General features: G+C 60.7%; 29 protein-coding genes. 17 read left to right on the top strand and 12 right to left on the bottom strand.

Going from position 1 to position 24,385, the window contains the following annotated elements; genetic code table 11:
- Nucleotides 1-200 precede the first annotated feature (200 nt).
- A complete protein-coding gene (locus tag ACYYKW_RS07000) occupies nucleotides 201-479 on the top strand; it encodes a type II toxin-antitoxin system RelE/ParE family toxin (RefSeq protein ID WP_093097036.1) in 279 nt (92 codons plus the stop codon).
- A 7-nt stretch (nucleotides 480-486) separates the two neighbouring features.
- Complete coding sequence (locus tag ACYYKW_RS06995; protein WP_093097040.1) at nucleotides 487-792, top strand: HigA family addiction module antitoxin; 306 nt, start codon at nucleotides 487-489, stop codon at nucleotides 790-792.
- 135 nt (nucleotides 793-927) lie between these two features.
- Here ACYYKW_RS06995 and ACYYKW_RS06990 read toward each other — a convergent pair whose 3' ends face one another.
- Nucleotides 928-1,188 (bottom strand): accessory factor UbiK family protein, encoded by a 261-nt coding sequence (locus ACYYKW_RS06990; RefSeq protein ID WP_305440458.1) that lies wholly within the window; start codon nucleotides 1,186-1,188, stop codon nucleotides 928-930.
- Between the two features lie 414 nt (nucleotides 1,189-1,602).
- Between ACYYKW_RS06990 and glnK the strand changes: the two genes are divergently transcribed.
- The 4 genes from glnK (at nucleotide 1,603) to sutA (ending at nucleotide 4,385) form a co-directional block, all read left to right on the top strand.
- Nucleotides 1,603-1,941 (top strand): P-II family nitrogen regulator, encoded by a 339-nt coding sequence (gene glnK, locus ACYYKW_RS06985; protein WP_002555808.1) that lies wholly within the window; start codon nucleotides 1,603-1,605, stop codon nucleotides 1,939-1,941.
- A gap of 36 nt (nucleotides 1,942-1,977) precedes the next feature.
- Entirely contained in the window at nucleotides 1,978-3,315 is a 1,338-nt protein-coding gene (locus ACYYKW_RS06980; RefSeq protein ID WP_093097049.1) for an ammonium transporter, read from the top strand.
- Between the two features lie 215 nt (nucleotides 3,316-3,530).
- Nucleotides 3,531-3,956 (top strand): secondary thiamine-phosphate synthase enzyme YjbQ, encoded by a 426-nt coding sequence (locus tag ACYYKW_RS06975; RefSeq protein WP_093097054.1) that lies wholly within the window; start codon nucleotides 3,531-3,533, stop codon nucleotides 3,954-3,956.
- A gap of 102 nt (nucleotides 3,957-4,058) precedes the next feature.
- Complete coding sequence (sutA, locus tag ACYYKW_RS06970; protein WP_016772583.1) at nucleotides 4,059-4,385, top strand: transcriptional regulator SutA; 327 nt, start codon at nucleotides 4,059-4,061, stop codon at nucleotides 4,383-4,385.
- Nucleotides 4,386-4,566: 181 nt separating this feature from the next.
- Here sutA and ACYYKW_RS06965 read toward each other — a convergent pair whose 3' ends face one another.
- From ACYYKW_RS06965 to lptM, 6 genes are read right to left on the bottom strand one after another with little or no spacing between them, the layout of a single operon-like run.
- The gene (locus ACYYKW_RS06965) at nucleotides 4,567-5,274 is read right to left on the bottom strand and encodes an HAD family hydrolase (protein WP_464989720.1); all 708 of its coding nucleotides are present in this window, start codon (nucleotides 5,272-5,274) and stop codon (nucleotides 4,567-4,569) included.
- On the bottom strand, nucleotides 5,271-6,170 hold the full coding sequence (gene xerC / locus ACYYKW_RS06960) for a tyrosine recombinase XerC (protein ID WP_464989719.1): 900 nt from the start codon (nucleotides 6,168-6,170) through the stop codon (nucleotides 5,271-5,273). The genes ACYYKW_RS06965 and xerC overlap by 4 nt, the downstream gene beginning before the upstream one ends.
- Before the next feature lie 2 nt (nucleotides 6,171-6,172).
- The gene (locus tag ACYYKW_RS06955) at nucleotides 6,173-6,898 is read right to left on the bottom strand and encodes a DUF484 family protein (RefSeq protein ID WP_090287450.1); all 726 of its coding nucleotides are present in this window, start codon (nucleotides 6,896-6,898) and stop codon (nucleotides 6,173-6,175) included.
- A 13-nt stretch (nucleotides 6,899-6,911) separates the two neighbouring features.
- Entirely contained in the window at nucleotides 6,912-7,742 is an 831-nt protein-coding gene (gene dapF, locus ACYYKW_RS06950; RefSeq protein WP_464989718.1) for a diaminopimelate epimerase, read from the bottom strand.
- A 3-nt stretch (nucleotides 7,743-7,745) separates the two neighbouring features.
- On the bottom strand, nucleotides 7,746-8,993 hold the full coding sequence (gene lysA / locus ACYYKW_RS06945) for a diaminopimelate decarboxylase (protein WP_093097067.1): 1,248 nt from the start codon (nucleotides 8,991-8,993) through the stop codon (nucleotides 7,746-7,748).
- Nucleotides 8,994-9,002: 9 nt separating this feature from the next.
- Nucleotides 9,003-9,173, bottom strand: a complete 171-nt coding sequence (lptM, locus tag ACYYKW_RS06940) for an LPS translocon maturation chaperone LptM (protein ID WP_090287444.1) — start codon at nucleotides 9,171-9,173, stop codon at nucleotides 9,003-9,005.
- A 306-nt stretch (nucleotides 9,174-9,479) separates the two neighbouring features.
- Here lptM and cyaY point away from each other — a divergent pair, with 306 nt between their 5' ends.
- The 3 genes from cyaY to rnk all read left to right on the top strand — a co-directional run bounded on the left by cyaY (nucleotide 9,480) and on the right by rnk (nucleotide 10,586).
- Nucleotides 9,480-9,812, top strand: coding sequence for an iron donor protein CyaY (cyaY, locus tag ACYYKW_RS06935; protein ID WP_077575013.1), 333 nt, complete (start codon nucleotides 9,480-9,482; stop codon nucleotides 9,810-9,812).
- A gap of 3 nt (nucleotides 9,813-9,815) precedes the next feature.
- Entirely contained in the window at nucleotides 9,816-10,040 is a 225-nt protein-coding gene (locus ACYYKW_RS06930) for a DUF1289 domain-containing protein (RefSeq protein WP_093097072.1), read from the top strand.
- 126 nt (nucleotides 10,041-10,166) lie between these two features.
- Complete coding sequence (gene rnk / locus ACYYKW_RS06925; protein ID WP_093097081.1) at nucleotides 10,167-10,586, top strand: nucleoside diphosphate kinase regulator; 420 nt, start codon at nucleotides 10,167-10,169, stop codon at nucleotides 10,584-10,586.
- 8 nt (nucleotides 10,587-10,594) lie between these two features.
- On the opposite strand, the gene ACYYKW_RS06920 is transcribed toward rnk, so the two are convergent.
- The 3 genes from ACYYKW_RS06920 to ACYYKW_RS06910 all read right to left on the bottom strand — a co-directional run bounded on the left by ACYYKW_RS06920 (nucleotide 10,595) and on the right by ACYYKW_RS06910 (nucleotide 14,404).
- Nucleotides 10,595-13,438, bottom strand: a complete 2,844-nt coding sequence (locus ACYYKW_RS06920) for a class I adenylate cyclase (RefSeq protein WP_464989717.1) — start codon at nucleotides 13,436-13,438, stop codon at nucleotides 10,595-10,597.
- 181 nt (nucleotides 13,439-13,619) lie between these two features.
- A complete protein-coding gene (locus tag ACYYKW_RS06915) occupies nucleotides 13,620-13,865 on the bottom strand; it encodes a TIGR02647 family protein (RefSeq protein ID WP_039757399.1) in 246 nt (81 codons plus the stop codon).
- Nucleotides 13,866-14,119: 254 nt separating this feature from the next.
- Nucleotides 14,120-14,404, bottom strand: a complete 285-nt coding sequence (locus tag ACYYKW_RS06910) for a hypothetical protein (RefSeq protein ID WP_093097091.1) — start codon at nucleotides 14,402-14,404, stop codon at nucleotides 14,120-14,122.
- Nucleotides 14,405-14,528: 124 nt separating this feature from the next.
- On the opposite strand from ACYYKW_RS06910, the gene ACYYKW_RS06905 reads away from it, so the two are divergent.
- Nucleotides 14,529-15,188 (top strand): glutathione S-transferase family protein, encoded by a 660-nt coding sequence (locus ACYYKW_RS06905; RefSeq protein ID WP_464989716.1) that lies wholly within the window; start codon nucleotides 14,529-14,531, stop codon nucleotides 15,186-15,188.
- 119 nt (nucleotides 15,189-15,307) lie between these two features.
- On the opposite strand, the gene argH is transcribed toward ACYYKW_RS06905, so the two are convergent.
- Entirely contained in the window at nucleotides 15,308-16,702 is a 1,395-nt protein-coding gene (gene argH, locus ACYYKW_RS06900; RefSeq protein ID WP_093097101.1) for an argininosuccinate lyase, read from the bottom strand.
- Nucleotides 16,703-17,171: 469 nt separating this feature from the next.
- On the opposite strand from argH, the gene ACYYKW_RS06895 reads away from it, so the two are divergent.
- From ACYYKW_RS06895 to rsd, 7 genes are all read left to right on the top strand, one after another.
- On the top strand, nucleotides 17,172-17,918 hold the full coding sequence (locus ACYYKW_RS06895; RefSeq protein ID WP_090287428.1) for a LytR/AlgR family response regulator transcription factor: 747 nt from the start codon (nucleotides 17,172-17,174) through the stop codon (nucleotides 17,916-17,918).
- 137 nt (nucleotides 17,919-18,055) lie between these two features.
- A complete protein-coding gene (gene hemC / locus ACYYKW_RS06890) occupies nucleotides 18,056-18,997 on the top strand; it encodes a hydroxymethylbilane synthase (RefSeq protein ID WP_090287426.1) in 942 nt (313 codons plus the stop codon).
- Nucleotides 18,994-19,761, top strand: coding sequence for a uroporphyrinogen-III synthase (locus ACYYKW_RS06885; RefSeq protein ID WP_464989715.1), 768 nt, complete (start codon nucleotides 18,994-18,996; stop codon nucleotides 19,759-19,761). The genes hemC and ACYYKW_RS06885 overlap by 4 nt, the downstream gene beginning before the upstream one ends.
- Nucleotides 19,762-19,777: 16 nt before the next feature.
- The gene (locus tag ACYYKW_RS06880; protein ID WP_093097113.1) at nucleotides 19,778-20,920 is read left to right on the top strand and encodes a uroporphyrinogen-III C-methyltransferase; all 1,143 of its coding nucleotides are present in this window, start codon (nucleotides 19,778-19,780) and stop codon (nucleotides 20,918-20,920) included.
- Complete coding sequence (locus tag ACYYKW_RS06875; RefSeq protein WP_093097116.1) at nucleotides 20,917-22,155, top strand: heme biosynthesis protein HemY; 1,239 nt, start codon at nucleotides 20,917-20,919, stop codon at nucleotides 22,153-22,155. Before ACYYKW_RS06880 ends, ACYYKW_RS06875 begins: the two co-directional genes overlap by 4 nt.
- A 216-nt stretch (nucleotides 22,156-22,371) precedes the next feature.
- On the top strand, nucleotides 22,372-22,923 hold the full coding sequence (locus tag ACYYKW_RS06870; protein WP_093097120.1) for a disulfide bond formation protein B: 552 nt from the start codon (nucleotides 22,372-22,374) through the stop codon (nucleotides 22,921-22,923).
- A 182-nt stretch (nucleotides 22,924-23,105) separates the two neighbouring features.
- Nucleotides 23,106-23,564 carry a sigma D regulator gene (gene rsd / locus ACYYKW_RS06865; RefSeq protein WP_464989736.1) on the top strand — a complete coding sequence of 153 codons (459 nt, stop codon included), beginning with the start codon at nucleotides 23,106-23,108 and terminating at the stop codon, nucleotides 23,562-23,564.
- 59 nt (nucleotides 23,565-23,623) lie between these two features.
- Here rsd and ACYYKW_RS06860 read toward each other — a convergent pair whose 3' ends face one another.
- Entirely contained in the window at nucleotides 23,624-24,289 is a 666-nt protein-coding gene (locus ACYYKW_RS06860) for an FKBP-type peptidyl-prolyl cis-trans isomerase (protein ID WP_093097128.1), read from the bottom strand.
- Nucleotides 24,290-24,385: the final 96 nt, after the last annotated feature.

Genomic DNA, 24,385 nt, shown 5'->3' with positions numbered 1-24,385 from the left:
AAGGAATCTATCCAGTACTGCAAGCGGACATACGAGTTATTTATGTAGGAGAAAGCAACGGATTCGGTGAGGATGCGGGCCGCGTGAGTAGTCCATTTCTGAGAGTCTTGAAAGAACACCCAAATCACAGGATGGACTGTTTGCTTTGATGACTTCCGCGAATACACTCAAGATTAATGCATAACGTTAAGCTTTAACCTATGATCGTTAGCTTCGGATGTTCTGAAACCGAATACCTGTTCCGCAGCGGTAAATCCCGTTTCTGGTCAGCCATATTGAGTGTCGCGGAACGCAAGCTGACGATGCTTGATGCGGCGGCGGTATTAGCTGATCTCCGGTCTCCTCCGGGAAATCGGCTCGAAGCTCTGGAAGGAGATCGAAAAGGGCAATTCAGCATTCGGATCAACGCCCAATGGCGAATTTGCTTCGTCTGGGGGCTTAATGGTCCTGAGGGTGTGGAAATCGTCGATTATCACTGAGGTGACTATGACTAAGAATGGTATGCGTCCGGTTCATCCCGGTGAGATCCTCAAAGAAGAGTATCTGGAGCCTTTGAGTCTTACAGCAGCTGCGTTGGCGAGAGCACTAAATGTGTCGACTCCGACGGTGAACGATATTGTTCTACAGCGGCGAGGTGTCAGCGCTGATATGGCGTTAAGGCTTGCTATCTGCCTGGACACCACCCCTGAGTTTTGGCTGAACCTGCAATCGACTTATGATTTGCGAAAAGCTGAGATTGAGAAAGGAGCTTCCATCCGTGATCAGGTTGAACGGCTGGCACATTGCGCTTGAATCCGAATTCAAGGTCGCACGGGTGGGAACTCAAGAGTTGCGGTAACTCTTTCTCAGAGAACATTTGTAAGGCGTCCTTTGGACGCCTTTTTTGCTATCTGGTCGCAGCCTTCGGCAGCTCCTAGGGGGCGCGGATTATTCCGCAGGCGGCGCCAGCTTCGCTTCCATCTCGGCAACTTTCGCTTCAAGGCTCTCAAGCCGTGCACGCGTTCGGGCCAACACCACCATCTGACTATCAAACTCTTCACGGCTGACCAGGTCGAGTTTGCTGAAGGCGCTTTGCAGCAGCATCTTGAACTGGCTTTCGATTTCGGCTTTCGGCAGCGGGGTGTCGCCGCTGAACAGGCGGGAGGCGGTGCCGCTCAGGGCGTCGAGGAAGTCTTTGGGCGCGAGCATGGTGGATGTCCTGGAAACAATGGGCGGCAGTGTATCACGCAGTGTCTATAGTCAATCCCGTGGTCAGAGATGCACGCTTTTCGCGCAGGCCTACGGACGGCGGCGCACCGTTGTTGTGCGTATCGGCACGGCGGTTTGCGCAAGAGTGTCTGCTGTAGCGGCCAAGGGACTGAAATCATAGGGTTTTGGCGAGATGGCAAGGTTTCTGCTTAGTCACCTTCGACCCATGCACTGATGCAGTCGCTGTGACGAATGCAGTGCGGCAGACGGAGCGGGGAGTTTCGTCTGGATGCGGTTAGCTGGCGTCAGTCGGGCAGGCAAGGCCGACGATGCGTTACAAAGCCAGGCACTGCGCTTAGACTTGAGTCGGGTTTGTTTTCCTGGGGCAAGTCCACCAATTCGGGAGAGAGTTTCATGAAGCTAGTCACTGCCATCATCAAGCCGTTCAAGTTGGACGACGTGCGCGAGTCGCTGTCCGAAATCGGCGTGCAGGGCATTACCGTTACTGAAGTCAAAGGTTTCGGCCGGCAGAAGGGTCACACCGAGCTGTATCGCGGCGCGGAATATGTGGTCGATTTTCTGCCCAAGGTGAAAATCGACGTGGCCATCGACGACAAGGATCTGGACCGGGTTATCGAAGCGATAACCAAGGCCGCCAACACCGGCAAGATCGGTGACGGCAAGATCTTCGTGGTCAATCTGGAACAGGCGATCCGCATCCGTACCGGCGAAACCGATACCGACGCGATCTAAGCCGCCACAAACCCCAACGCCCCAGGAGAAAACAATATGACTCTGCGTAAATTCGCAGGGCTAGGAGCCCTGTTGTCCATCGTAATGCCCGGCCTTGCAATGGCGGCAGACGAAGTGGCAGCCCCAGTCCTCAATTCCGGCGACACTGCCTGGATGCTCACCTCGACAGCCCTTGTGCTGTTCATGACCATTCCTGGCCTGGCGCTGTTCTACGGCGGCATGGTCCGCTCGAAAAACATACTTTCCGTGATGATGCAGTGCTTCGCCATTACCGGTCTGATCAGCATCCTGTGGGTCATTTATGGCTACAGCATTGCGTTCGACACCACCGGCATGGAGCAGGGCGTCGTCAACTTCAATTCGTTCTTCGGTGGCATGGGCAAGGCGTTCCTCGCCGGTGTCACGCCTTCGAGCATTACCGGCCCGGCGGCGCTGTTCCCTGAAGCGGTGTTCATCACCTTCCAGATGACCTTCGCGATCATCACCCCGGCGCTGATCGTCGGTGCATTTGCCGAGCGCATGAAGTTCTCCGCGATGCTGATCTTCATGGGCATCTGGTTCACCCTCGTTTATGCACCGATTGCGCACATGGTCTGGTCCGGCAACGGCGGCCTGATGTGGGACTGGGGCGTACTCGACTTCGCGGGCGGCACCGTGGTGCACATCAACGCCGGTATCGCCGGTCTGGTGGCGTGCCTGGTGCTGGGCAAGCGCAAAGGCTTCCCGACCACGCCGATGGCTCCACACAACCTCGGTTACACGCTGATGGGCGCCGCCATGCTGTGGGTCGGCTGGTTCGGCTTCAACGCCGGTTCCGCTGCGGCCGCCAACGGCACTGCCGGCATGGCAATGCTGGTTACTCAGATCGCCACCGCCGCTGCGGCGCTGGGCTGGATGTTTGCCGAATGGGTCACCCATGGTAAGCCAAGCGCGCTGGGCATCGCCTCGGGTGTGGTTGCCGGCCTGGTCGCCATCACTCCGGCCGCTGGCACCGTAGGCCCGATGGGCGCACTGGTGATCGGTCTGGCGGCCGGCGTGGTGTGCTTCTTCTGCGCCACCACCCTGAAGCGCAAACTCGGTTATGACGATTCCCTGGACGCGTTCGGCGTACACGGTATCGGCGGTATCCTCGGCGCGATCCTCACCGGTGTGTTTGCAGCGCCTGCACTGGGCGGCTTCGGCACCGTGACCGACATCGGCGCACAGGTCTGGATTCAGATCAAAGGCGTCGGCTTCACGGTGATCTACACCGCGATCGTCACCTTCATCATCCTCAAGGTCCTGGACGCGGTGATGGGTCTGCGCGTGACCGAGGAAGAAGAATCGGTCGGCCTCGATCTGGCACAGCACAACGAACGCGGCTACAACCTGTAAATACGCGCAGGAAAAAAATTGCCCGGCTCGCCGGGCATTTTTTTGTCCGCGATTTGTCACTGTGAGAGCAGCTGAAAGGATTTTTCGTACAGCTTTGGTCGTGTTTACCCGTGGCGTTTTTACCCGGCGAATGGCTTACATGATTGCAGGAATATTAGGGCCTTTGTTTTTTCCCAGAGCGCGCTAGAATGCGCCCCGAACTTGCGGAGAACTGTATGTGGCAACAGACTCTGATAACCCTGCGGGCGCGGCCCCGGGGCTTTCATCTGGTAACGGATGAGCTGATCGAAAACCTGCCTGAACTCAGGAAGTGTCGGATCGGTCTGTTGCATTTGTGGCTGCAGCATACCTCGGCGTCGTTGACCATCAACGAGAACGCCGATCCGGCGGTACGTCGCGACTTCGAACGATTTTTCAATCGTCTGATCCCACAAGGAACAGACGGCTATGAGCATAACGACGAAGGCCTGGACGACCTCCCGGCGCACTTCAAGGCCAGCGTGCTTGGCTGCCAGATCAGTCTGCCGGTTTCGGCAGGTCGCCTGGCACTGGGAACCTGGCAAGGCGTTTATCTGGGCGAGCACCGTGATCATGGCGGTGCCCGTAAAGTCCTCGCCACCTTGCACGGTGAAGGGGCATGAACCATTGGTCATCAATGGTTACCGATTTTTTTCCGGCGACTTTCGACAGTCGCCAAAGCTGGTCTATAACTAATCTGCTTTTCGCAAGTCATGAGGTAGAACATGAGCGACGATGATCTGGAAAACGACGACCTCGAAGTAGGCGACGAAGACGAGGCCGAAGAAGGTCTGGAAGCAGCAGCGGAAGACGTTGCTGAAGACGATGGCGGTGACGATACGCCGGCCCCGGCTGCCAAAGGCAAAGCCAAGGCTGCGGTGTCGGTGGATGAGTTGCCGAGCATTGAAGCCAAGAACAAGGAGCGCGATGCCCTGGCCAAGGCCATGGAAGAGTTCCTTGCGCGCGGTGGCAAGGTGCAGGAGGTGGAGGCCAATGTGGTCGCCGATCCGCCCAAGAAGCCGGACAACAAGTACGGCAGCCGCCCTATCTGAGGCGTGTCGCTCGCTTGCTGAAAAAGCCCGCCGTCGCTGCGGGCTTTTTCATGTCTGAAATAAATGGAGCGGCCACCAAATCCCCTGTGGGAAGCCTGCTCGAGATTGCGGTGTGACATTCAATTAGATGTATCTGATACACCGCTATCGCGAGCAGGCTCACTCCTACAGGGGAACTGCGTTAGTTCGAGGGGGCATTCCAACGTGCGAGCACGGCAGGCAATTCCGTCAGGCTACGAATCTCGGCGTCCGGCGCGCGCTCCGCCTCCCAGACCTTACCCGTCGGGTTGAACCACACCGCGCGCAACCCTGCTTGCTGCGCACCGGCAATGTCATCGCCGGGATGATCGCCGATATGGACCGCTGCCTCGGCACCCACGCCGCCGCGCTGCAACGCTTCATGAAACAGCCGCGCATCCGGTTTGGCAATGCCAATATCTTCGGCGCACAAGGCAAATTTGAAGAAATCCGCCAGCCCCAGCCGGCGCACATCGGCATTGCCGTTGGTGATCACGCCCAGCGCGTAATGATTGGCGAGGATCTCCAGCACCGGTTGGACTTCGGGGAATACCTCGATCTGGTGCCGCGCATGCAGGAACACTTCAAAGGCCTTGTCCGCCAGCTCTGACGCCTCGCCGTGGGCGTAACCGGATTCTTCCAGCGCATGGAACAGCACGCGCCGGCGCAAGGCGCTGATGCGATGTTTCAGCCCGGGCTCGCTGCTCAGTACGCGTTCGCGAATCGACCACAAATGCTCGACCGGCACCGCGCCCAGATTCATTGCATGCTCGGCAAGCCACTCACGCAGGACGGTTTCGGCGCTGGCGATCACCGGCGCGGTATCCCACAAGGTGTCGTCGAGGTCGAAGGTGATCAACTGAATGCTCATGAATCATCGCCTTTCATGCGTTTGGCCCGGGGGTGGGCACTGTCGTAGACCGCGGCCAGGTGCTGGAAGTCCAGGTGGGTGTAGATCTGCGTGGTCTTGATGTCGGAGTGACCGAGCAATTCTTGCACCGCGCGCAGGTCCTGCGAGGATTCGAGCAAGTGGCTGGCGAAAGAATGCCGCAACATGTGCGGATGCAGGTTCTGCCCCAGTTCGCGCTCGCCAGCCAGTTTGACGCGCACCTGAATCGCTCGCGGGCCAAGGCGCCGGCCTTGCTGGCTGACGAACACGGCATCGTCCGCCGGGTTGGTCATGGCCCGTAGGGGCAGCCACTGTTCGATGGCTTCTCGGGCCTTTTTGCCCACCGGCAGCAAACGGGTTTTACTGCCCTTGCCGAGCACCTGAACCATGCCGTCGGCCAGATCGAGTTGATCGAGATTGAGACCGGTCAGTTCGGAAAGGCGCAAGCCTGATGAGTAAAACAATTCGAGAATCGCCTGATCGCGTCGTGCCAGAAAATCATCTTCAACGGCACCTTCGAGCAGTTGCAGCGCGCGGTCGGTATCCAGGGTTTTTGGCAGGCGACGTTCGCCTTTCGGTGGCGCCAGACCCGTGGCCGGGTCGTGATCGCACAGGCCTTCACGGTTGAGGTAGTGATAGAGCCCGCGTACGGCCGACAGCAGGCGGGCGAGGCTGCGCGAGGACTGGCCCTGCGCATGCAGGCGAGCGATCAGGCTGCGCAGGCGCTGGATATCCAGCGCGGTCCAGCTGCCGATGTTCTGCTTGATGCACCAGCCGAGGACTTTATCGAGGTCGCGGCGGTAGGCCGACAGCGTGTGCGGCGACACCTGCCGCTCACTGCGCAGGTGCTCGCAGTAAGCGTCCAGTTGCCGTTCCATGTTCAGCGTACCGAACGCAGGGAGCTGTTGACCCGTGGCAGCACGCGGCCCATGACTTCGGCGATGTAGCTGAGAAACAGCGTGCCGACCGAGCTTTTGTAATGCTGCGGATCACGGCTGGCGATCGCCAGAATGCCGTGGATGCCTTGATGGCTGACCGCGACCACGGCAGTCGAGCCTATCTGCTTGCGCTGTTCTTCGCCAAAGAGGAAGTCCAGCTCGTGTTCACGCAGACTGCCGCTGACACTTTTACCTTCAGTGAGCAGGCCGCCGATGGCGACCTGCGCGTCGGCGTGAGTGACCCAGCGACCGACCGGTGCCGGGTTGTCGCCGAGCAGGATCAGGCTGACGAACGGCACCTGGAAATCCTGGCGCAGACTGTCTTCGACGCTGATCACTACGTCTTCCAGGCTGGAAGCGTCCATCAGAGCGAGGATCAGCCGGCGGGTCTTGTCGAACAGGCGATCGTTATCGCGGGCAACATCCATCAGCTGCGAGAGGCGGTGACGCATCTCGATATTGCGATCACGCAGGATGGTCATCTGCCGTTCGACCAGCGACACGGTGTCACCGCGACGGTGCGGGATGCGCATGGCCGGCAGCAGTTCTTCGTGCTCGACGAAGAAGTCCGGATGAGCCTCCAGGTAGGCGGCGACTGCTGCCGCTTCCAGGTTCGCGGACGCGGATTCGTCGGACTGTCGGGCGGGTACCTGAGGCTTATCGGTCATGGTTTCTGCTCACTCAAAGACGCACTTGTCCTTCGTATACACGCACTGCCGGACCGGTTATCAGCACCGGTTGGCCGGGGCCGGCCCACTCGATGGACAGACGCCCGCCGGGCAGGTCGATCAACAGCGGCGAATCCATCCACCCCTGGCTGATGGCCGCGACAGCCGCCGCGCATGCGCCGGTGCCGCAGGCCTGGGTTTCCCCGGCGCCGCGTTCCCATACGCGCAATTGCGCACGGTGGCGGTCGATGACCTGAAGGAAACCGACATTGACCCGCGCCGGAAAGCGCGGATGGTGTTCGATTTTCGGCCCCAGCTCATGCACCGGTGCACTGTTGATGTCCTGCACGCGCAGTACCGCGTGCGGGTTGCCCATCGACACGGCCGCCAGTTCGACGGTGGTGCCGTCGACCTCCAGCTGATAGCTGCTGGCCTGCGCTGGCGCCTCGAACGGAATGTCTGCCGGCACCAGACGTGGCGCGCCCATGTTGACGCCGATCTGGCCGTCGTTACGCACGTCCAGTTCGATGATGCCACCCTTGGTCTCGACGCGGATCTGCCGTTTCGCAGTCAGACGCTTGTCGAGCACGAACCGGGCGAAGCAGCGCGCACCGTTGCCGCACTGCTCGACCTCGGAACCGTCGGAATTGAAGATCCGGTAACGGAAATCCACGTCCGGGTTGCTCGGCGCTTCGACGATCAGCAACTGGTCGAAACCGATGCCGGTATGGCGGTCGCCCCATTGCTTGGCGTGTTTGGGCTGAATGTGCGCGTGCTGGCTGACCAGGTCGAGAACCATGAAGTCATTGCCCAGGCCGTGCATTTTGGTAAAACGCAGCAGCATGGGTTACTCCGGCAGCAGGCTTTCGCCGGCAAACAGCTCGGCCACGGTTTCGCGGCGGCGCACTTCAAAAACCTGATCACCGTCTACCAGCACCTCGGCGGCGCGGCCGCGGGTGTTGTAGTTGGAACTCATGACGAAACCGTAGGCACCGGCCGAGTGCACCGCCAGCAAGTCGCCTTCGGCCAGCGCCAGCTCACGGTCCTTGGCGAGGAAGTCGCCGGTTTCGCAGATCGGGCCGACGATGTCGTACGTGCGGGCGGCGGTCTCGCGCGGTTTCACCGCGGTGACATCCATCCACGCCTGATACAGCGCCGGGCGGATCAGGTCGTTCATCGCCGCGTCGACGATGGCGAAATCCTTGTGTTCGGTGTGCTTGAGGTACTCGACCTGGGTCAGCAGCACGCCGGCGTTGGCAACGATGAAACGGCCCGGCTCGAACACCAGCGCCAGATCACGGCCTTCGAGGCGTTCGCGGACGGCTTTGACGTAGTCGGCGGCCAACGGTGGCTCCTCATCGCGATATCGCACACCCAAACCGCCACCGAGATCGATATGGCGCAGGTGAATGCCGCAATCGCCGAGGCGGTCGACCAGATCCAGTAAACGGTCGAGTGCATCGAGGAACGGCGGCAGCGTCGTCAGTTGCGAGCCGATGTGGCAGTCGACGCCGACCACTTCCAGGTTCGGCAGATGTGCGGCGCGCACGTACACGTCTTCGGCGTCGGCAATGGCGATGCCGAACTTGTTCTCTTTAAGGCCGGTGGAAATGTACGGATGGGTGCCGGCATCGACGTCCGGGTTGACGCGCAGCGAAACCGGCGCACGCACGCCCAGCTCGGCGGCGACCACTTGCAGGCGCTCGAGCTCGTCGGTGGATTCGACATTGAAGCAGTGCACGCCGACTTCGAGGGCGCGACGCATGTCGTCACGGGTCTTGCCGACGCCGGAGAAAACGATCTTGTCGGCGCTGCCGCCAGCGGCCAGCACACGTTCCAGCTCGCCACGGGAAACGATGTCGAAACCGGCGCCGAGACGGGCCAGGACATTCAGTACGCCGAGGTTGGAGTTGGCCTTGACCGCAAAGCAGACCAGGTGCGGCATGCCGGCCAGCGCATCGGCGTAGGCCAGATACTGGGCTTCGATGTGCGCGCGCGAGTAGACGTAGGTCGGGGTGCCGAAGCGGTCGGCGATGGCCGACAGCGCCACACCTTCCGCGAACAGCTCGCCGCCGCGGTAGTTAAAAGCGTCCATGGCGATCCCTTAGTAAACGTCGTGCTTGTGTGCTTTGGACGGCTGCTTTTGCGACGATTGGGCTTGTTCGGCCGGGTCCTGATTGTCATCGGGCAGGTACAGCGGGCCTTTTTGACCGCAGGCCGAAACGAGGCAGGCAACCGCGACGAGCGCAGCAAGGGAAGAGATCAGGCGCTTCATGGCGAAATCCTTGAAAATGCGTTAATTGCGCCGGAGTATACCGGCCACCCGGCAGCTTGCCTATGTAATGGCCCTCCCGTCTGGCGGGGCTCGCGCAAAGCTCTGCAGGAGTGAGCCTGCTCGCGATAGCGGTGTGTCAGTCAGCAGTGATGTTGAATGTACCGGCCATTTGCGAGCAGGCTCACTCCTGCAAGGATTAGTGTTTGGGGTGGGAAAGGCGCTTGGTCGTTATCCTTTGCAATCGGCTGGCAGCGTCCGTATCTTTCGGCGCTTGAGCCTGATCAGACAATTTTTGAGGTTGCCGCAATGAGTTTGTCCGAAGCCCGTTTCCACGATCTGGTCGATGAAACCCAGGAAAAACTGGAAGACATCTTTGATGAAAGCGACCTGGACATCGACCTGGAAAGCTCGGCCGGTGTGCTGACCGTCAAGTTCGAAAACGGCAGCCAACTGATCTTCAGCCGCCAGGAGCCGCTGCGCCAGCTGTGGCTGGCGGCAGTGTCCGGCGGCTTCCACTTCGACTACGACGAAGAAAGCGAGCGCTGGATGTGCGACAAGAGTGAAGAGCAATTGGGCGAGATGCTCGAGCGCATCGTCAAGCAGCAGGCTGGCGCTGAATTCGATTTCGAAGGTCTGTGATTCGTGACCGATGCATCGCCTGTTCGCCCGCCAAAACCGCTTTACAGCAACGTCAGCCCGGCGGTGCCTTCGCCGTGCACGGGTGTATGTAGACTGGACGAACAGAAAGTCTGTCTCGGCTGCGCGCGCCACGTCGAAGACATTCGCGAATGGCGCTCGGCGGATGATCAGCGGCGCCGGGTCATCGTCGCCCAGGCGTCACAGCGCAAGCTGTCCAGTGGGGCGTGACTTGTATATTTTTTGAGCTGTGATAGTGTCCGGACACGCCTCAACCCATCGAGGCCTGGTAAAAACCCCGTCTTTTTTGGCGGGGTTTTGCTTTTTTTGTGCAGAAGAAAGGAGTCTGCCCGGATCATGACCGCACCTTCCATCACCCTTACCCGTCTGGACGTGCAACGTCTGGAGCGCTTGATCGACAGCCTGAGCGAGAAAGACCAGGCTGCGCCGGGCGTGATCGCGCTGCAAACCGAACTGGATCGCGCCGACACCGTGGTCGGCCACGATGAAGTGCCGGCTGACGTCGTGACCATGAATTCCCGCGTGCATTGCCGCGAAGAAGGCAGCGGCAAGGATTACCACCTGACGCTGGTCTATCCCAAGGACGCCAACGCCGATGAAGGCAAGATCTCCATTCTCGCCCCGGTCGGCAGCGCGCTGCTGGGCCTGAAGGTCGGTCAGCACATCGACTGGCCGGCACCGGGTGGCAAGACCCTCAAGCTGACCCTGCTGGAAGTCGAGTCGCAGCCGGCCAACGGTGGCGCTTTTCCCGAATAAGCCCCGCGTCAGACCTGTTCAAGCGCTTCGTTCAGCGCGCGCTCCAGGTCAGCCTTGTAACGCAGATACAGATTGCTCGAACTCTGCCCGTCACCGAGCAGGCCAGACAGGTCGAGGTCGGTGATGTAGCAACGGTAGCGCTCGGCTTCGCGGCGCTGCCCGACGATCTCGCGGGCGACCACGCTGAACAACTGGTCGCCATGCTCCAGCTCGCTGAATTCCCGCTGATTGCAATACAAGGTGACCTGCACTTCGCCCGGTGCGGCTTTGCCGACGATGGCTTGCACGTCATAGAACGGCTCATTGACCGGCGTCTGCGGCGCCGGCCGTGTTTCGACCCGGCGCGCGCGTCCCGGGCCTGAGGGCAACAACTGGTAATACAGAATTTCCAGGCGACTGTCGGAGCCGGCCTCCATCGGCAGCACGGCTTCGCGGCGGAACAGGATCGATTGCAGGAAACGCTGCAAGGGCACCAACAGACTTTGCTCGTCGTGATAGGGCAAATGTTGCTGCCACAGCGCGTTGTGCTCATCCAGCACGTACAGCTCGGCGTGTTGTTCGCTGGTGCGGAAAAACACTTGAATGCATTCCGGCTGGCCCATCGGCAGGATCAGCGCGAGATCGTGTTCTTCAAGTGCCATCGGGTCCAGGTGCAGCGGGCTGTAGCGCGGTTGTTCCTCGCCGAGGTAGTCGAGCAGTGCCGGCAGGGTGGCGAGCGCCACGTGGTTGACCTGGCCCGGCACCAGTTCCAGCACGTGATAGTGCTGCTGCACCTGAATCAGGTAACGATGATTCAGTTCGCTGAGCAGCAGGGTCTGTGCGGTGTCGACGATTTCTTCGACGCGACGGGCAATGAATTGCGCGCGGTTGTGGCAGAAGCAGCGCACTTTCAACGACGGCTGTAACGGCCCGCGCGGCAGATTGTTGAGGTAATCGCGCAGGCAGTCGAGCAAGGCGTGCGGCCCGTCGAAGCGGTTGACCAGCACTTCGTTCCAGCTGTTGAGCGTGACCTGATCCAGCGTCAGCACCAGATTTTCGCGCACGCCGGCGTAGCTCAGCGAGTCAGTGCGCTCGGTGGTCATCAGGATGTTCAGGTCGCGATGATGTTTGAGCGGATCAATCCCGACGTTGACCAGCATCAGCACCTCGCTCGGCACGGCGGTGCGCAGCAGCGCTTCCTCGGCCACGGTGGGCAAGGGCAGGGCGATGCACTGTTGCAGGCTGCCGAGCAGGTTGAACAGTTCGAATTCGCTCAGGTCGCTGTTGCCCGGATGCAGGGCCAGTCGCGTGCTGCTGTCGATCACGCCGTTGCGGTGGCACCAGGTCAGCAGTTCGAGCAGTTCGCGGCTGCGCTTGATCGGCGCGAAGTGTTCCCACTCCAGCGCGGTCAGGCTGCCGTTGTACAGGCCCCACTGGGTTTGCCCCGGCTCCTTTTTGTTGCGCGATTGCACCAGGGTCAGGGTGTCTTCGGCCAGATCCGGGGCGATGCCGGGGTTGATGAACTCGACCTTGTCGGCCTTGCGCTCGAACGCTGCGTACAGGCGACGACCGAGGACGTTCAAATCACGCTTGTTGATCAGGCTGACGGTCTGCTCGGTGCGGGCGAACTGGGTGAGGAAGCGATAGCTGTAATTCAGTTCATTGACCAGTGCGCGGCGTTCGGCGCTGACCTGGCGGACTTTCCACTGGCTGCGGCTGTCGAGCAGGGTCAGTTGCCGCTGATCCCAATGCCACTCGTTGGCCAGTCTCTCGAGCAGCGAGCGTTGCCAGCTCTGGGTGCGACTGTTGCCGGTGAGCTTGCGGTTGACCTTGAGGTACAGCGCGCGACGCACCAGCTCGAGGCGTTCCGGCTCATTGCGGGCAATCAGGTATTCCTCGATGCGCCGGTACACGACCATGTACGGGTCCAGCTCATCAAGGTCCAGCTGATTGGCGAACACGGCTTTCTTGAAACGCAGACTCAGGCACTGCACGTGCGGGTGTTCGCTGGCATAGACCTCGGTCAGCAACAGCTTGAGCACCGATTTGTACGGCGACTCGATGCCCTTGAACAGTTGCCACAACCCGGCACCGATGAACTCGCCCGGCGGAATGCTCGCTATGGGCCCGAGATCAAGGGTTTCGTCAGCGCGAATGAAGCGTTTGGACAGCAGCGTGTGGGTGTAAGCGTCGTAGGCGCTTTCTTCATACACCGGCACCAGCCACCAGATCGGCGTGCGCCCGGCCAGCCAGATGGCGGTGCGGTAGAACTCGTCCAGCAACAGAAAGTGCTGCGTGCTGCCGCAGTTTTCCGAACTGAGCTGCGAGTCGCGTTCGCCTTTGACGAAGCGCACCGGATCGATCAGAAAGAAGTGCGCCTCGGCGCCCTGACTTGCGGCCCAGGCTTCGAGCAACTGGCATTTTCTCTGCAGTTCGGCGAGTTCGCTTTCGCTCAGATCCGGCGCGTGGCATACCCACACGTCCATGTCGCTCTGGTCGGCCTGAGCCAGCGTGCCGAGGCTGCCCATCAGAAACAGGCCCTGAATCGGTCGCGGCGGGTTGCTGCCATGGCGCGGCTTGTACGAGAACGAGCGGGTCAGGCGCTGGGCTTCGGCGAGGCTGTCGGCGTCCGGCTCGTAATTCGACAGGCCGGCCGGCGTACTGCCCGAGACATAGCCGGGCAGCAGCGGGTGATTGACGTGGAAGAACAGCGGCAGCAGCGTCAGCACGCTTTGCTGCCGGGTCGATAGACCTTCGAGAGCGCGGCCGAGGCGGCCTTCATTGAGTTTGAGAAAACGCGCGCGCAGTTGGCTGAGCGTCTTGCGGTCAATGCCCTCGTCCAGGTCGGGGCGGATTTCGTGGGTGCGCGTCATGTCAGCTCAAACCGGCTCGCAGGCTCGGACGTAGAGGTCTCGGAATGGGAGGCAGTTTAGCCGTAGCGCAGCGGGACTTTTAGCTGAATTTGTTTTTTGACGCCAGATTTCTACCGTGACGCAGCACGGCAGGCCCGCGGAAAATCCCGTGGCAGGAGTTTCCGTGGGCGAAGTCGTGGAATCAGGCGGTTTCCTGCTCTCTCAAAATGGTCAGCACGGTTTGCACGTTTTGCGCAGCATCCCGACCCAAGCTTGTCAGATAGCCGCCATCCGGCTGATCGGTAAGTTCTTTTTCAAACAGGCGCTGGGCAGCAGCGATGTGTTTCGGGGCAGCGGTCTGATGAATTTTCAGACCTTCCTGGGAACTGTCCAGGTTGAAGAGTGCGAGGACTTCCAGTTCGGCAACCAACTCAGGGGTAAGCGACATAAGGACTCCAGACTTTCTAGGAATTGGACGACAGCGCCCCTAAGGTGAACCCGCGGGTGCGGCCTGTCCAGTGCTCAGATCAAGGGATTTTGTCTTGAGACGGATTCCAGTGTAGTCAGGGCCGGGGAGTTGGCTGGATGGATACGTTACAAACATTGTAGGAGTGAGCCTGCTCGCGATAGCGGAGTGCCTGTCAGCATATTCTTCACTGACAGAACGCTATCGCGAGCAGGTTCACTCCTACAGGATGGGGTTCACTTCTTTTCTGGTGGCAACTCAGGCAATGCACGCAACGCCGCTTCGTACCATTGGGTATCGAACGGGCGGTCTTCATCCAGCATCGCGTCAATCTCGCAAGCCAGCACATGCGCCATCAGATTGAGGATCTCTTCGCGCTCGACACCCACCAACGTCAGCTTGTTGAACGTTGCCTTGGCCGCTGGCGGGTTGTCGCTTTCAATCTGGTTTTCGATCGCTTCGATCAAAGTAGCCTCGGTGAACTCTTCTTCGTCGTTGTCGATGTCTGTCGGCTCGCTCATGGCAGGCTCCTCAAGGAAAGGCACCCAGTTTACCCGCATTCAGCGGCGTGATGCTGCTGGCGGGAATCGTCATGGCGATCTATAAACAGGCACTGCCCACCCCGCACGGCCTGGAGGCTATGTGATGTTGAAGCTTTACGGTTTCTCTGTCAGCAATTACTACAACATGGTCAAACTGGCGCTGCTGGAAAAAGGCCTGCCCTTCGAAGAAGTGACTTTCTATCCCACGCAGTCCGCAGAATCGCTGGCGATCAGTCCGCGCGGCAAGGTACCGGTGCTCGGCGTGGACGCCGGTTACATCAACGAAACCGCGATCATCCTCGAATACCTCGAACAGACTCAGCAAGGCACGCCAATGTTGCCGAGCGACCCGTTCGAACGCGCACAGGTGCTGGCGATCGCCAAAGAGATCGAGCTGTACATCGAGCTGCCGGGCCGAGCCTGTTACGGCGAAGCGTTTTTCGGCATGACCCTGCCGGACGCGATCAAGGACAAGACCCGCACGGAGCTGCAGCTCGGTTTTGCCGCGCTGGGCCGGCACGGCAAGTTCGCCCCGTATGTGGCGGGCGACAGCCTGAGCATCGCGGATCTGTATTTCCTCTACAGCGTGCCACTGGCGTGTGCGGTCGGGCAGAAGCTGTTCGGGATCGATTGGCTGGCAGAGATGCCGCAGGCGAAGGCGCTGCTGGAGCGGCTTGAGCAAAATCCGCATGTGCAAAAGATTGCTGCGGACAAGGATGCGGCGATGCCGGCGTTTTTGGCGATGATTGCTGCCAAGAAATGAAATTTGTAGCGTTCTGAAGTCAGCCATCGCTGGCAAGCCAGCTCCCACAAGGTTCTGGTGTGAAACACACATGTGTGTTTGCCGCAGAACCTGTGGGAGCTGGCTTGCCAGCGATGCTTTTAGCGGCTGGCCAGCAGGGCCTGACCGCGCACCACCGCTGCCTTGACCTGCGCCGGCGCAGTGCCGCCGATATGGTCACGGGCATTTACCGAGCCTTCCAGAGTCAGCACGGCAAACACGTCCTGCTCGATCTGGTCGCTGAACTGGCGCAGTTCTTCCAGGCTCATCTCGGCCAGATCCTTGCCGGTGTCCACTCCGTATTTCACCGCGTGGCCAACGATTTCGTGGCAATCGCGGAAGGGCAGGCCGCGGCGTACCAGGTAGTCGGCCAGATCGGTCGCGGTAGAGAAGCCGCGCAGTGCCGCTTCACGCATGATCGCGTGCTTGGGCTTGATCGCCGGGATCATGTCGGCAAACGCACGCAGCGAATCGCGCAGGGTGTCGGCGGCGTCGAACAGCGGTTCCTTGTCCTCCTGGTTGTCCTTGTTGTAGGCCAGCGGCTGGCCTTTCATCAGAGTCAGCAGGCCCATCAGCGCACCGAATACACGACCGGTCTTGCCGCGCACCAGCTCGGGCACGTCGGGGTTTTTCTTTTGCGGCATGATCGAGCTGCCAGTGCAGAAGCGGTCGGGCAGATCGATGAACTGGAACTGCGCGCTGGTCCACAGCACCAGCTCTTCGGAGAAGCGTGACAGGTGCATCATCGCGATGCTCGCGGCCGAGCAGAATTCGATGGCGAAATCGCGATCGGAAACGTTGTCCAGCGAGTTGCCGCCAACGGCGTCGAAGCCCAGCAGTTGCGCGGTGTATTCGCGGTCGATCGGGTACGTGGTGCCGGCCAGCGCGGCGCTGCCCAGCGGCATGCGGTTGGTGCGCTTGCGGCAGTCGACCAGACGCTCGTAATCGCGGCTGAGCATTTCGAACCAGGCGAGCATGTGGTGGCCAAAGGTGACCGGTTGTGCGGTTTGCAGGTGCGTGAAGCCCGGCATGATGCTCTCGGCTTCGCGCTCGGCCTGCTCCAGCAGGCCTTTTTGCAGGCGCGTGATCTCGGCCAGGATCAGGTCGATTTCGTCACGCAGCCACAGGCGGATATCGGTGGCGACCTGGTCGTTGCGGCTGCGCCCGGTGTGGAGTTTCTTGCCGGTCACGCCAATGCGATCGGTCAGGCGCGCTTCGATGTTCATGTGCACGTCTTCGAGATCGACGCGCCAGTCGAACTGACCGGCCTCGATTTCGCCCTGAATGGTGTTCAGGCCGTCGATGATGCTGTCGCGCTCGGCATCGGTCAGCACGCCGACCTTGGCCAGCATGGTGGCGTGGGCGATCGAGCCCATGATGTCGTGGCGATACAGGCGCTGGTCGAAAGTGACGGAGGCGGTGAAGCGGGCGACGAAGGCGTCGACGGGTTCACTGAAGCGGCCGCCCCAGGACTGATTGGTCTTGTCAGTGCTCATGAATTCGCTCGTATCGGCTTGAAGAAAGAAGGCGTGAAACGCTGGCGCGGATAATAACAGGGTTGCCAATCCTGTCGCTGACACCGGTCGATACGTTTTTTTCAGCGCATGTCGGCCTTGGCCGGCGCTGCCCGCCATGAATTTGCGCAAGGATATTTTTCGATTGAGCAATATCGCTCCGACGAACGTCTACAGTTGGACGTAAGGGTCGGCGTGGCTTTGTCTCGCGCAAAGGGCACGGCGCCGACTATAAGAAGGGGGGTGGGTGGATTGTCCTTCGGCAAACCCCGTGAAAAACGCAAGAAACAGCGGGCTTCGAGCAGTACGACCCGGACACTGGCAAATATTGCTGGCCGACGTACGGCACTTTTTGGCGCTCGGGCTAGTCTTAGCGTGGATCGCGGTGACGGACGTCACTTCACCTGTCTAGCTATCCTTGTGCGAGACTCACGCAGGAATCCAGCGCAATATGAATGTCCTGATCGTTGATGACGAACCACTGGCTCGCGAGCGCCTCAGCCGAATGGTGAGCGAGCTTGAGGGTTATACAGTCCTGGAGCCCAGCGCCACCAATGGCGAGGAGGCGTTGGCACTGATCGACAGCCACAAACCGGATATCGTCTTGCTCGATATCCGCATGCCGGGCCTCGATGGCCTGCAGGTTGCTGCCCGTCTGTGCGAACGCGAAACGCCGCCGGCCGTGGTGTTTTGCACCAGCCCCGATGAATTTGCCGTGGAAGCCCTGCAGGCCAGCGCCGTGGGCTATGTGGTGAAACCCGTGCGAACCGAACATTTGCAGGACGCCCTGAAGCGGGCTGACCGTCCCAACCGGGCACAACTCTCGTCGCTGACCCGTCCCGCTGCCGAAAGCGGCAACGGTCCACGCAGCCACATCAGCGCCCGTACCCGCAAAGGTATCGAGCTGATCCCGCTGGATCAGGTGGTCTACTTCATTGCCGACCACAAATACGTGACCTTGCGCCATGAGGCCGGCGAAGTGCTGCTGGACGAGCCACTCAAGGCGCTGGAAGACGAGTTCGGCGAGCGCTTCGTGCGGATCCACCGCAACGCGCTGGTCGCCCGCGACCGCATCGAGCGCCTGCAGCGCACGCCGCTGGGGCATTTCCAGCTGTTTCTCAAAGGCCTCAATGGCGATGCGCTGATCGTCAGCCGCCGTCATGTCGCCGGCGTACGCAAAATGATGCAGGGGCTCTGACCCGGTCACTCCGGGCGACTCCACTCCTTGATACCAGGCATCACAGGCCAGGGAGGCCACGTCGTTTCTGATTCAAGTCAAAGTGGATTTGGCTGAGCTGTTATTATCCGCCGTATCTATTCAGTACGGATTGATCCATGTCCTCTCGCGAAATCCGCATCGCCACCCGTAAAAGTGCGCTGGCCCTCTGGCAGGCCGAATACGTTAAAGCCCGTCTGGAAGCGGCCCATCCCGGCTTGCAGGTAACGCTGGTGCCCATGGTCAGTCGCGGCGACAAGCTGCTCGACTCGCCACTGTCGAAAATCGGCGGCAAGGGTCTGTTCGTCAAGGAGCTGGAAACCGCGCTGCTGGAAAACGAAGCCGACATCGCCGTGCATTCGATGAAAGATGTGCCGATGGACTTCCCCGAAGGCCTCGGTCTGTTCTGCATCTGCGAGCGCGAAGACCCGCGCGACGCCTTCGTTTCCAATACCTGTGCCAGCCTCGAAGCACTGCCTGCCGGGAGCATCGTCGGCACCTCCAGCCTGCGTCGTCAGGCGCAATTGCTGACGCGCCGTCCGGACCTGCAGATCCGCTTCCTGCGCGGCAACGTCAATACGCGCCTGGCCAAGCTCGACGCCGGTGAGTACGACGCGATCATCCTCGCGGCAGCCGGTCTGATCCGCCTTGGCTTCGAAGAGCGCATCACCTCGGCGATCAGCGTTGATGACAGCCTGCCGGCCGGTGGCCAAGGCGCGGTGGGTATTGAATGCCGCAGCGCCGATTCGCACATCCACGCGTTGCTCGCGCCTTTGCATCATGCCGACACCTCGTCGCGCGTCAGCGCCGAACGTGCACTCAACAAGCATTTGAATGGCGGCTGCCAGGTGCCGATCGCCTGCTATGCCGTGCTCGAAGGCGAGCAATTGTGGCTGCGCGGTCTGGTCGGTGAGCCAAGTGGCGGCAAACTGCTCAGTGCTGAAGCCCGTGCGCCGCGAGCCGACGCTGAAGCATTGGGCGTGCAGGTCGCTGAAGACTTGCTGCGCCAGGGCGCCGACGACATCCTCAAAGCGGTGTACGGCGAGGCAGGTCACGAGTGACGGGCTGGCGCCTGCTGCTGACACGCCCTGCGGACGACTGCGCGGCGCTGGCCGAGACGTTGGCCGCGCAGGGGATTTTCAGCAGTTGCCTGCCGCTTTTGGAAATAGCTCCGCTGCCAGTGTCTGCCACAATCCGTCAGGCACTGGCGCGACTGCCCGATTGCAACGCGGTGATCGTGGTCAGCAAACCGGCGGCGCGCATTGCCCTGGATTTGCTTGATACGTACGAGCCGCAGCCACTGACGATGCCGTGGTTCAGCGTCGGCTCGGCGACTGGCGAGATTCTCCGCGAGCATGGCCTGGACGTGCATTTTCCGGAGGCCGGCGATGACAGTGAAGCCTTGCTGCAATTGCCGCGTCTGCTTGAGGTGCTCGGCTGGCCCGGTGCGCGGGTGATGATCCTGCGCGGCGAGGGCGGGCGCGAGCTGCTCGCCGAGCGTCTGCGCGAGTCAGGTGCTAGTGTCGAGTATCTGGAGTTGTATCGACGCGAGTTGCCGAGGTATGCGCCGCAAGAACTGCCACGGCGGATCGAAGCGGAACGCTTGAACGGCCTGGTGGTCAGCAGTGGACAGGGTTTCGAGCACCTGCGCCAAATGGCCGGTGAAGCCTGGGCAGGCATCGCGCAGTTGCCGTTGTTTGTACCAAGCCCGAGAGTCGCCGAGCTGGCACGTGCCGCCGGGGCTCAAACAGTTGTAGATTGCCGCGGCGCGAGTGCCGCGGCTTTGCTGACGGCGTTACGGGAACATCCCGTGGCCGTTCTCTGATGCAAAGGATGGATACGTGAGCGAAACAGCCTTGCCTAAAGATGATGTGCAACCTGTGACCGATACCCAGGTTGAAACTCCACCGCCGGCCAAAGAGCCGCGCCGAGGCAATGGACTGGCCATCGTCGCCCTGTTGCTTGGCGCCGCCGGTGTCGCGATCGGAGGCTGGGGTGTCTGGCAGGTCCGCCACCTGCAGACCAACACCCAGCAACAGTCCGGTCAGGTGCAGGCGTTGAACGATCAGGCGCAGACCTTGAAGCTCAACGAGCAACGCCTGACCGAGCGTCTGGCGCAATTGCCGGGGGCTGATGAACTTGCCGAACGCCAACGTCTGGTGACGCAGTTGCAGGGCGATCAGCAGCGCCTCAATCAGCGTCTGGAAACCGTGCTGGGTGCCAGCCGCAAAGACTGGCGTCTGGCCGAAGCCGAACATTTGCTGCGTCTGGCCAGCCTGCGCTTGTCGGCCTTGCAGGACATCAGCAGCGCTCAGGCGCTGGTGCAGGGCGCCGACGAAATTCTCCGCGAGCAAAACGATCCGGGTTCATTCGCGGCGCGCGAGCAAGTGGCGAAAACCCTGGTGGCGCTGCGCAGCACCGAGCAGCCGGATCGCACCGGGTTGTTCCTGCGCCTGGGCGCGCTACGCGATCAGGTGATCAATCTCACCGAGCTGGCGCCAGAGTACAAGGATCGCGGCGAATCGCTGCTGGGCCTGACCGCCGACGGTGACGGCGCCAGTCGCTGGGCACAGTGGTGGGACAAGGTCTCGCGCTACATCCGCATCGATTTCAACGCCGACAAGAATGTGAAGCCATTGCTCGCTGGGCAAAGCCTGAGTCAGGTGCGTCTGGCCCTGAGCCTGGCGCTGGAGCAGGCGCAGTGGGCAGCCCTCAACGGGCAGGCGTCGGTGTATACCCAGGCGCTGGCCGAGGCGCGTGATGTGCTCAAGGGCAATTTCAACCCGGACAATCCGCAAAGCAAGGTGATGCTCGAGCAGGTCGGCGAGTTGAGCAAGGAACCGGTGACCGTCGTGACACCCGATCTGGCCGGCACCCTCGGCGCGGTGCAAGCCTATCTTGAGCGACGCAACGTCAACGCTGAAGAGTCGGTGAAACCGTTTGCCAAGCCTGCTGCCAACACCGCGCAGGAGGCCACGCCATGAAACGCCTGTATGTGATCGTGTTTCTGGTGATCGCGGCGACGGCGGCGCTGGGGCTGGCGATTGCCGAACATTCCGGTTACGTGCTGGTGGCCTACAAGAGCTTCCGCTATGAATCGAGCCTGTGGGCGACGCTGGCGGTCATCGCCGTGTTGTGGCTGATCGTCTGGGGCATCAAGGTGCTGATCGAATTGATCATGACCTCCAGCGGTGTGGTCAATCCGTGGTCGCGGCGTAACCGCAGCCGGCGCGTGCAGGTGGCGATCGAACATGGTCAGCTGGATCTCGCCGAAGGTCGCTGGGCCAGTGCGCAGCGGCATCTGTCGCGAGCCGCCGAAGCCGAGCGCCAACCTCTTCTGTATTACCTCGGCGCGGCCCGCGCGGCCAATGAACAAGGGCATTACGAGGAAGCCGATCGCCTGCTCGAGCGCGCGCTGGAACGCCAGCCGCAGGCGGAACTGGCGATCGCCTTGAGTCATGCGCAATTGCAGACCGACCGTGGCGACACCGACGGCGCCCTGGTGACTTTGCAAGCGATGCACGAGCGGCATCCGCACAACGCGCAGACGCTGCGCCAGTTGCAGCGTTTGTATCAGCAGCGCGGCGAATGGTCGGCGGTGATTCGTCTGCTGCCGGAGCTGCGCAAGGACAAGGTTTTGCCGCCGGCCGAGCTGGCAGAACTTGAGCGCCGAGCGTGGGGTGAAAACCTGTCGCTGGCCGCGCAGCGCGAAGAAGACGGCACGGTGGGTCTGCAATCGCTGACCCGCGCCTGGCAGCAACTGACCTCGGCGCAACGGCAAGAGCCGCCGCTGGTGTTGGCATATGCCGAACAGCTGCGTCAGTTGGGTGCTCAGGTCGAGGCCGAAGAGGTGCTGCGCACCGCGCTCAAGCGCAAATACGACAGCCATCTTGCCCGCCTCTACGGTTTGGTGCGCGGCAGCGATCCGGCGCGTCAGTTGCAGACCGCCGAAGGCTGGTTGAAGGATCACCCGAACGATCCGAGCCTGCTGCTGACTTTGGGTCGGCTGTGTCTGCAAACCAGTCTGTGGGGCAAGGCGCGCGATTATCTCGAAAGCAGCCTGCGCTTGCAGCGTAATCCAGAGACCTGTGCCGAGCTGGCGCGCCTGCTGGCGCAATTGGGTGATGCCGAGCGCAGCAATCAGTTGTTCCAGGAAGGCCTTGGCCTGCTGGATGAGCGTTTGCTGGCGGCGCCGTTGCCGGTGCCGACAGCTATCTGAATGGCGAGGGAGGGCCCCCCCTCGCTTCCGCTTACCGCTGAAATTCGATCTTCAGCGCGGCAGCGAGGCAAAGTCCTACAGGGCACTACATCAATTCCTCTCGAACCTGTCGGGTTTTCCCTACATCTCTGGTGAACTGTCCGCAGGGCGTCGCCTTGAAAGGCTGACACGCTTTCCTCTACCGTAACCGCCTGTCTCTACTGTTACGGAAAAGCCATGTCGTTGGCCTGCTCACGCTCCTTGTTCTTCATGGCTTTCATTGCGGGGGCCTTTGCTCTGGGAGCTTCCTATTATCTTGAATACGCGGTCGGCCTGACGCCTTGCAGCCTGTGCCTGGTGCAGCGGCTGTTTCTCACGCTGCTCTGCGTCTGCAGTGGTGCGGCGGCGGTGCACGGCCCCGGGCGTGTAGGCCTGGGGTTTTACTGGCTGCTGACCTTGGGGGCGGCTCTGGGTGGCACCACGGCGGCCTGGCGGCAAGTATTGATTCAGAGTGATCCGGTGCTGCAACTGCACCATTGCATAGCGGCTCCCGAGTCGTTTATGGGTGGGCTGCCGTGGTTCTGCGCGCTGCAACGGTTGTTTACCGGCGGCGCCGAATGCGCGGAAATTTCCTGGACGCTGTTCGACCTGAGCATCCCGGAATGGAGTCTGCTGTTTTTTGTCGCGGTATCGATCCTGGCGGTGTATCAACTGTTGCGGCTGGTCTGGAGCGCTCTGCAACGCCCGCTCAGCGGCGAAGCGTCGTACACGGTGCTGCTGCGCGATTAAACACTTGTATGAACTTTATCTCCTGCGTACCTTGAAGCCATAAGCGCACGGGCATAATCTGGCCCGCACGTGTCATTGGAATCGTGTTGCTCGATGACGCTCTGCCCGAACGTCCCCCAAGCCAGATCAGAACAGGGACGAGGGTGTAGAGCAGCATGACCCACAAGGGAAGAGAGATCGCCATGCTCGAAAGTTGTCAGAATGCTCAGGAACGCTGGGGTGGAGTTCATCTGCTGATCGACCGCTGGTTGCAGGAGCGTGAAGAACTGATCGGCGCTTACGACAAGCTCGGTGCGCAGCCTGATTCGCTGTCCGAAAGCCGCAAGCCCTTGCTGGAATTCTGCGGGGTGCTGGTCGATTACGTATCGGCCGGCCACTTCGAAATCTACGAACAGCTGACCGGCGAAGCCAAAGCGTTCAACGACAAGCGCGGCCTGGAACTCGCCGAGACGATCTATCCGCGCATCGACGTCATCACCGAGAAGCTGCTCGCGTTCAACGATCTGTGTGATGAAGGCAAATGCGTCGCCGAGAAATTCAAGGAGCTGGGTGGACTGCTGCACGAGCGCTTTGAACTCGAGGACTGCCTGATCGAAGTGCTGCATACAGCACACAAGGCTGAGGAGACGGCTCAGGCCTAATTATTGAAAAGCCTGAGCAAACAAGGTGCGCCTGAAAGCGCACCTTTTTTTGTGCCTGATCAGCTCGTCGCGCCACGCAATTCCACTTCGAATACCAGCGGTGTGAACGGGGCGATCAGGTCGCCGGCGCCGTCAGCGCCATAGGCCTGATCCGATGGAATCACCAAGCGCCATTTCGCCCCCACCGGCATGTTTTGCAACGCGGTACGCCAACCGGCAATCACACTGTCGAGGTTGAACCACTGCGGCTGAGTGTTCTGATCGAACACGGTGCCGTCCGGTAGCTTGCCGACATACAGCACCTGCACTTTTCCATCAGGTCCGGCCTTTGCACCGTTACCCGAAACGAGTTCAGTCAGCAGGATGCCATCGGCCAATTCCTTCACGCCGGGTTTGGCTTTTTCAGCCGTCAGAAAACGCTGTTCGTTTTCCATCGCAGCGTCGCTCGAATGCAGCGATGCCTGCTCAGCATTCTTCGATTCATGGTCAGCCAGAATCTGCTCGATACGCGCTTGACTCAACGCCAATGGCTTGCCTTGATAAGCCTGTTGCAAGCCCTCGATCAGCGCTTGAATCTGCAGTTGCGGAACCTCCTGGCGCAGGCGCTCGCCAAGACTCGCCCCAAGGCTGTAAGCCAGATCATGAGCATCATTCGCAGCGTTTTTTTCGTCGGCATGGGCGACTGAAAAAAACACGCAAAGGGATAAAAAAATGTAGCGCGACATGGGCACTCTCCGACCTGAGATGCGCTGGATTATGCCAGCGCAAAGCGTTGCAACGGTGAACTGCTTTGGTTTTCGTACAAGACATTTTCGCTTCGG

The sequence above is a fragment of the Pseudomonas sp. 15C genome (assembly GCF_055484735.1).
Note: the sequence above shows the minus strand (reverse complement) of the source record. Positions and strands in the feature narration are given on the sequence as shown.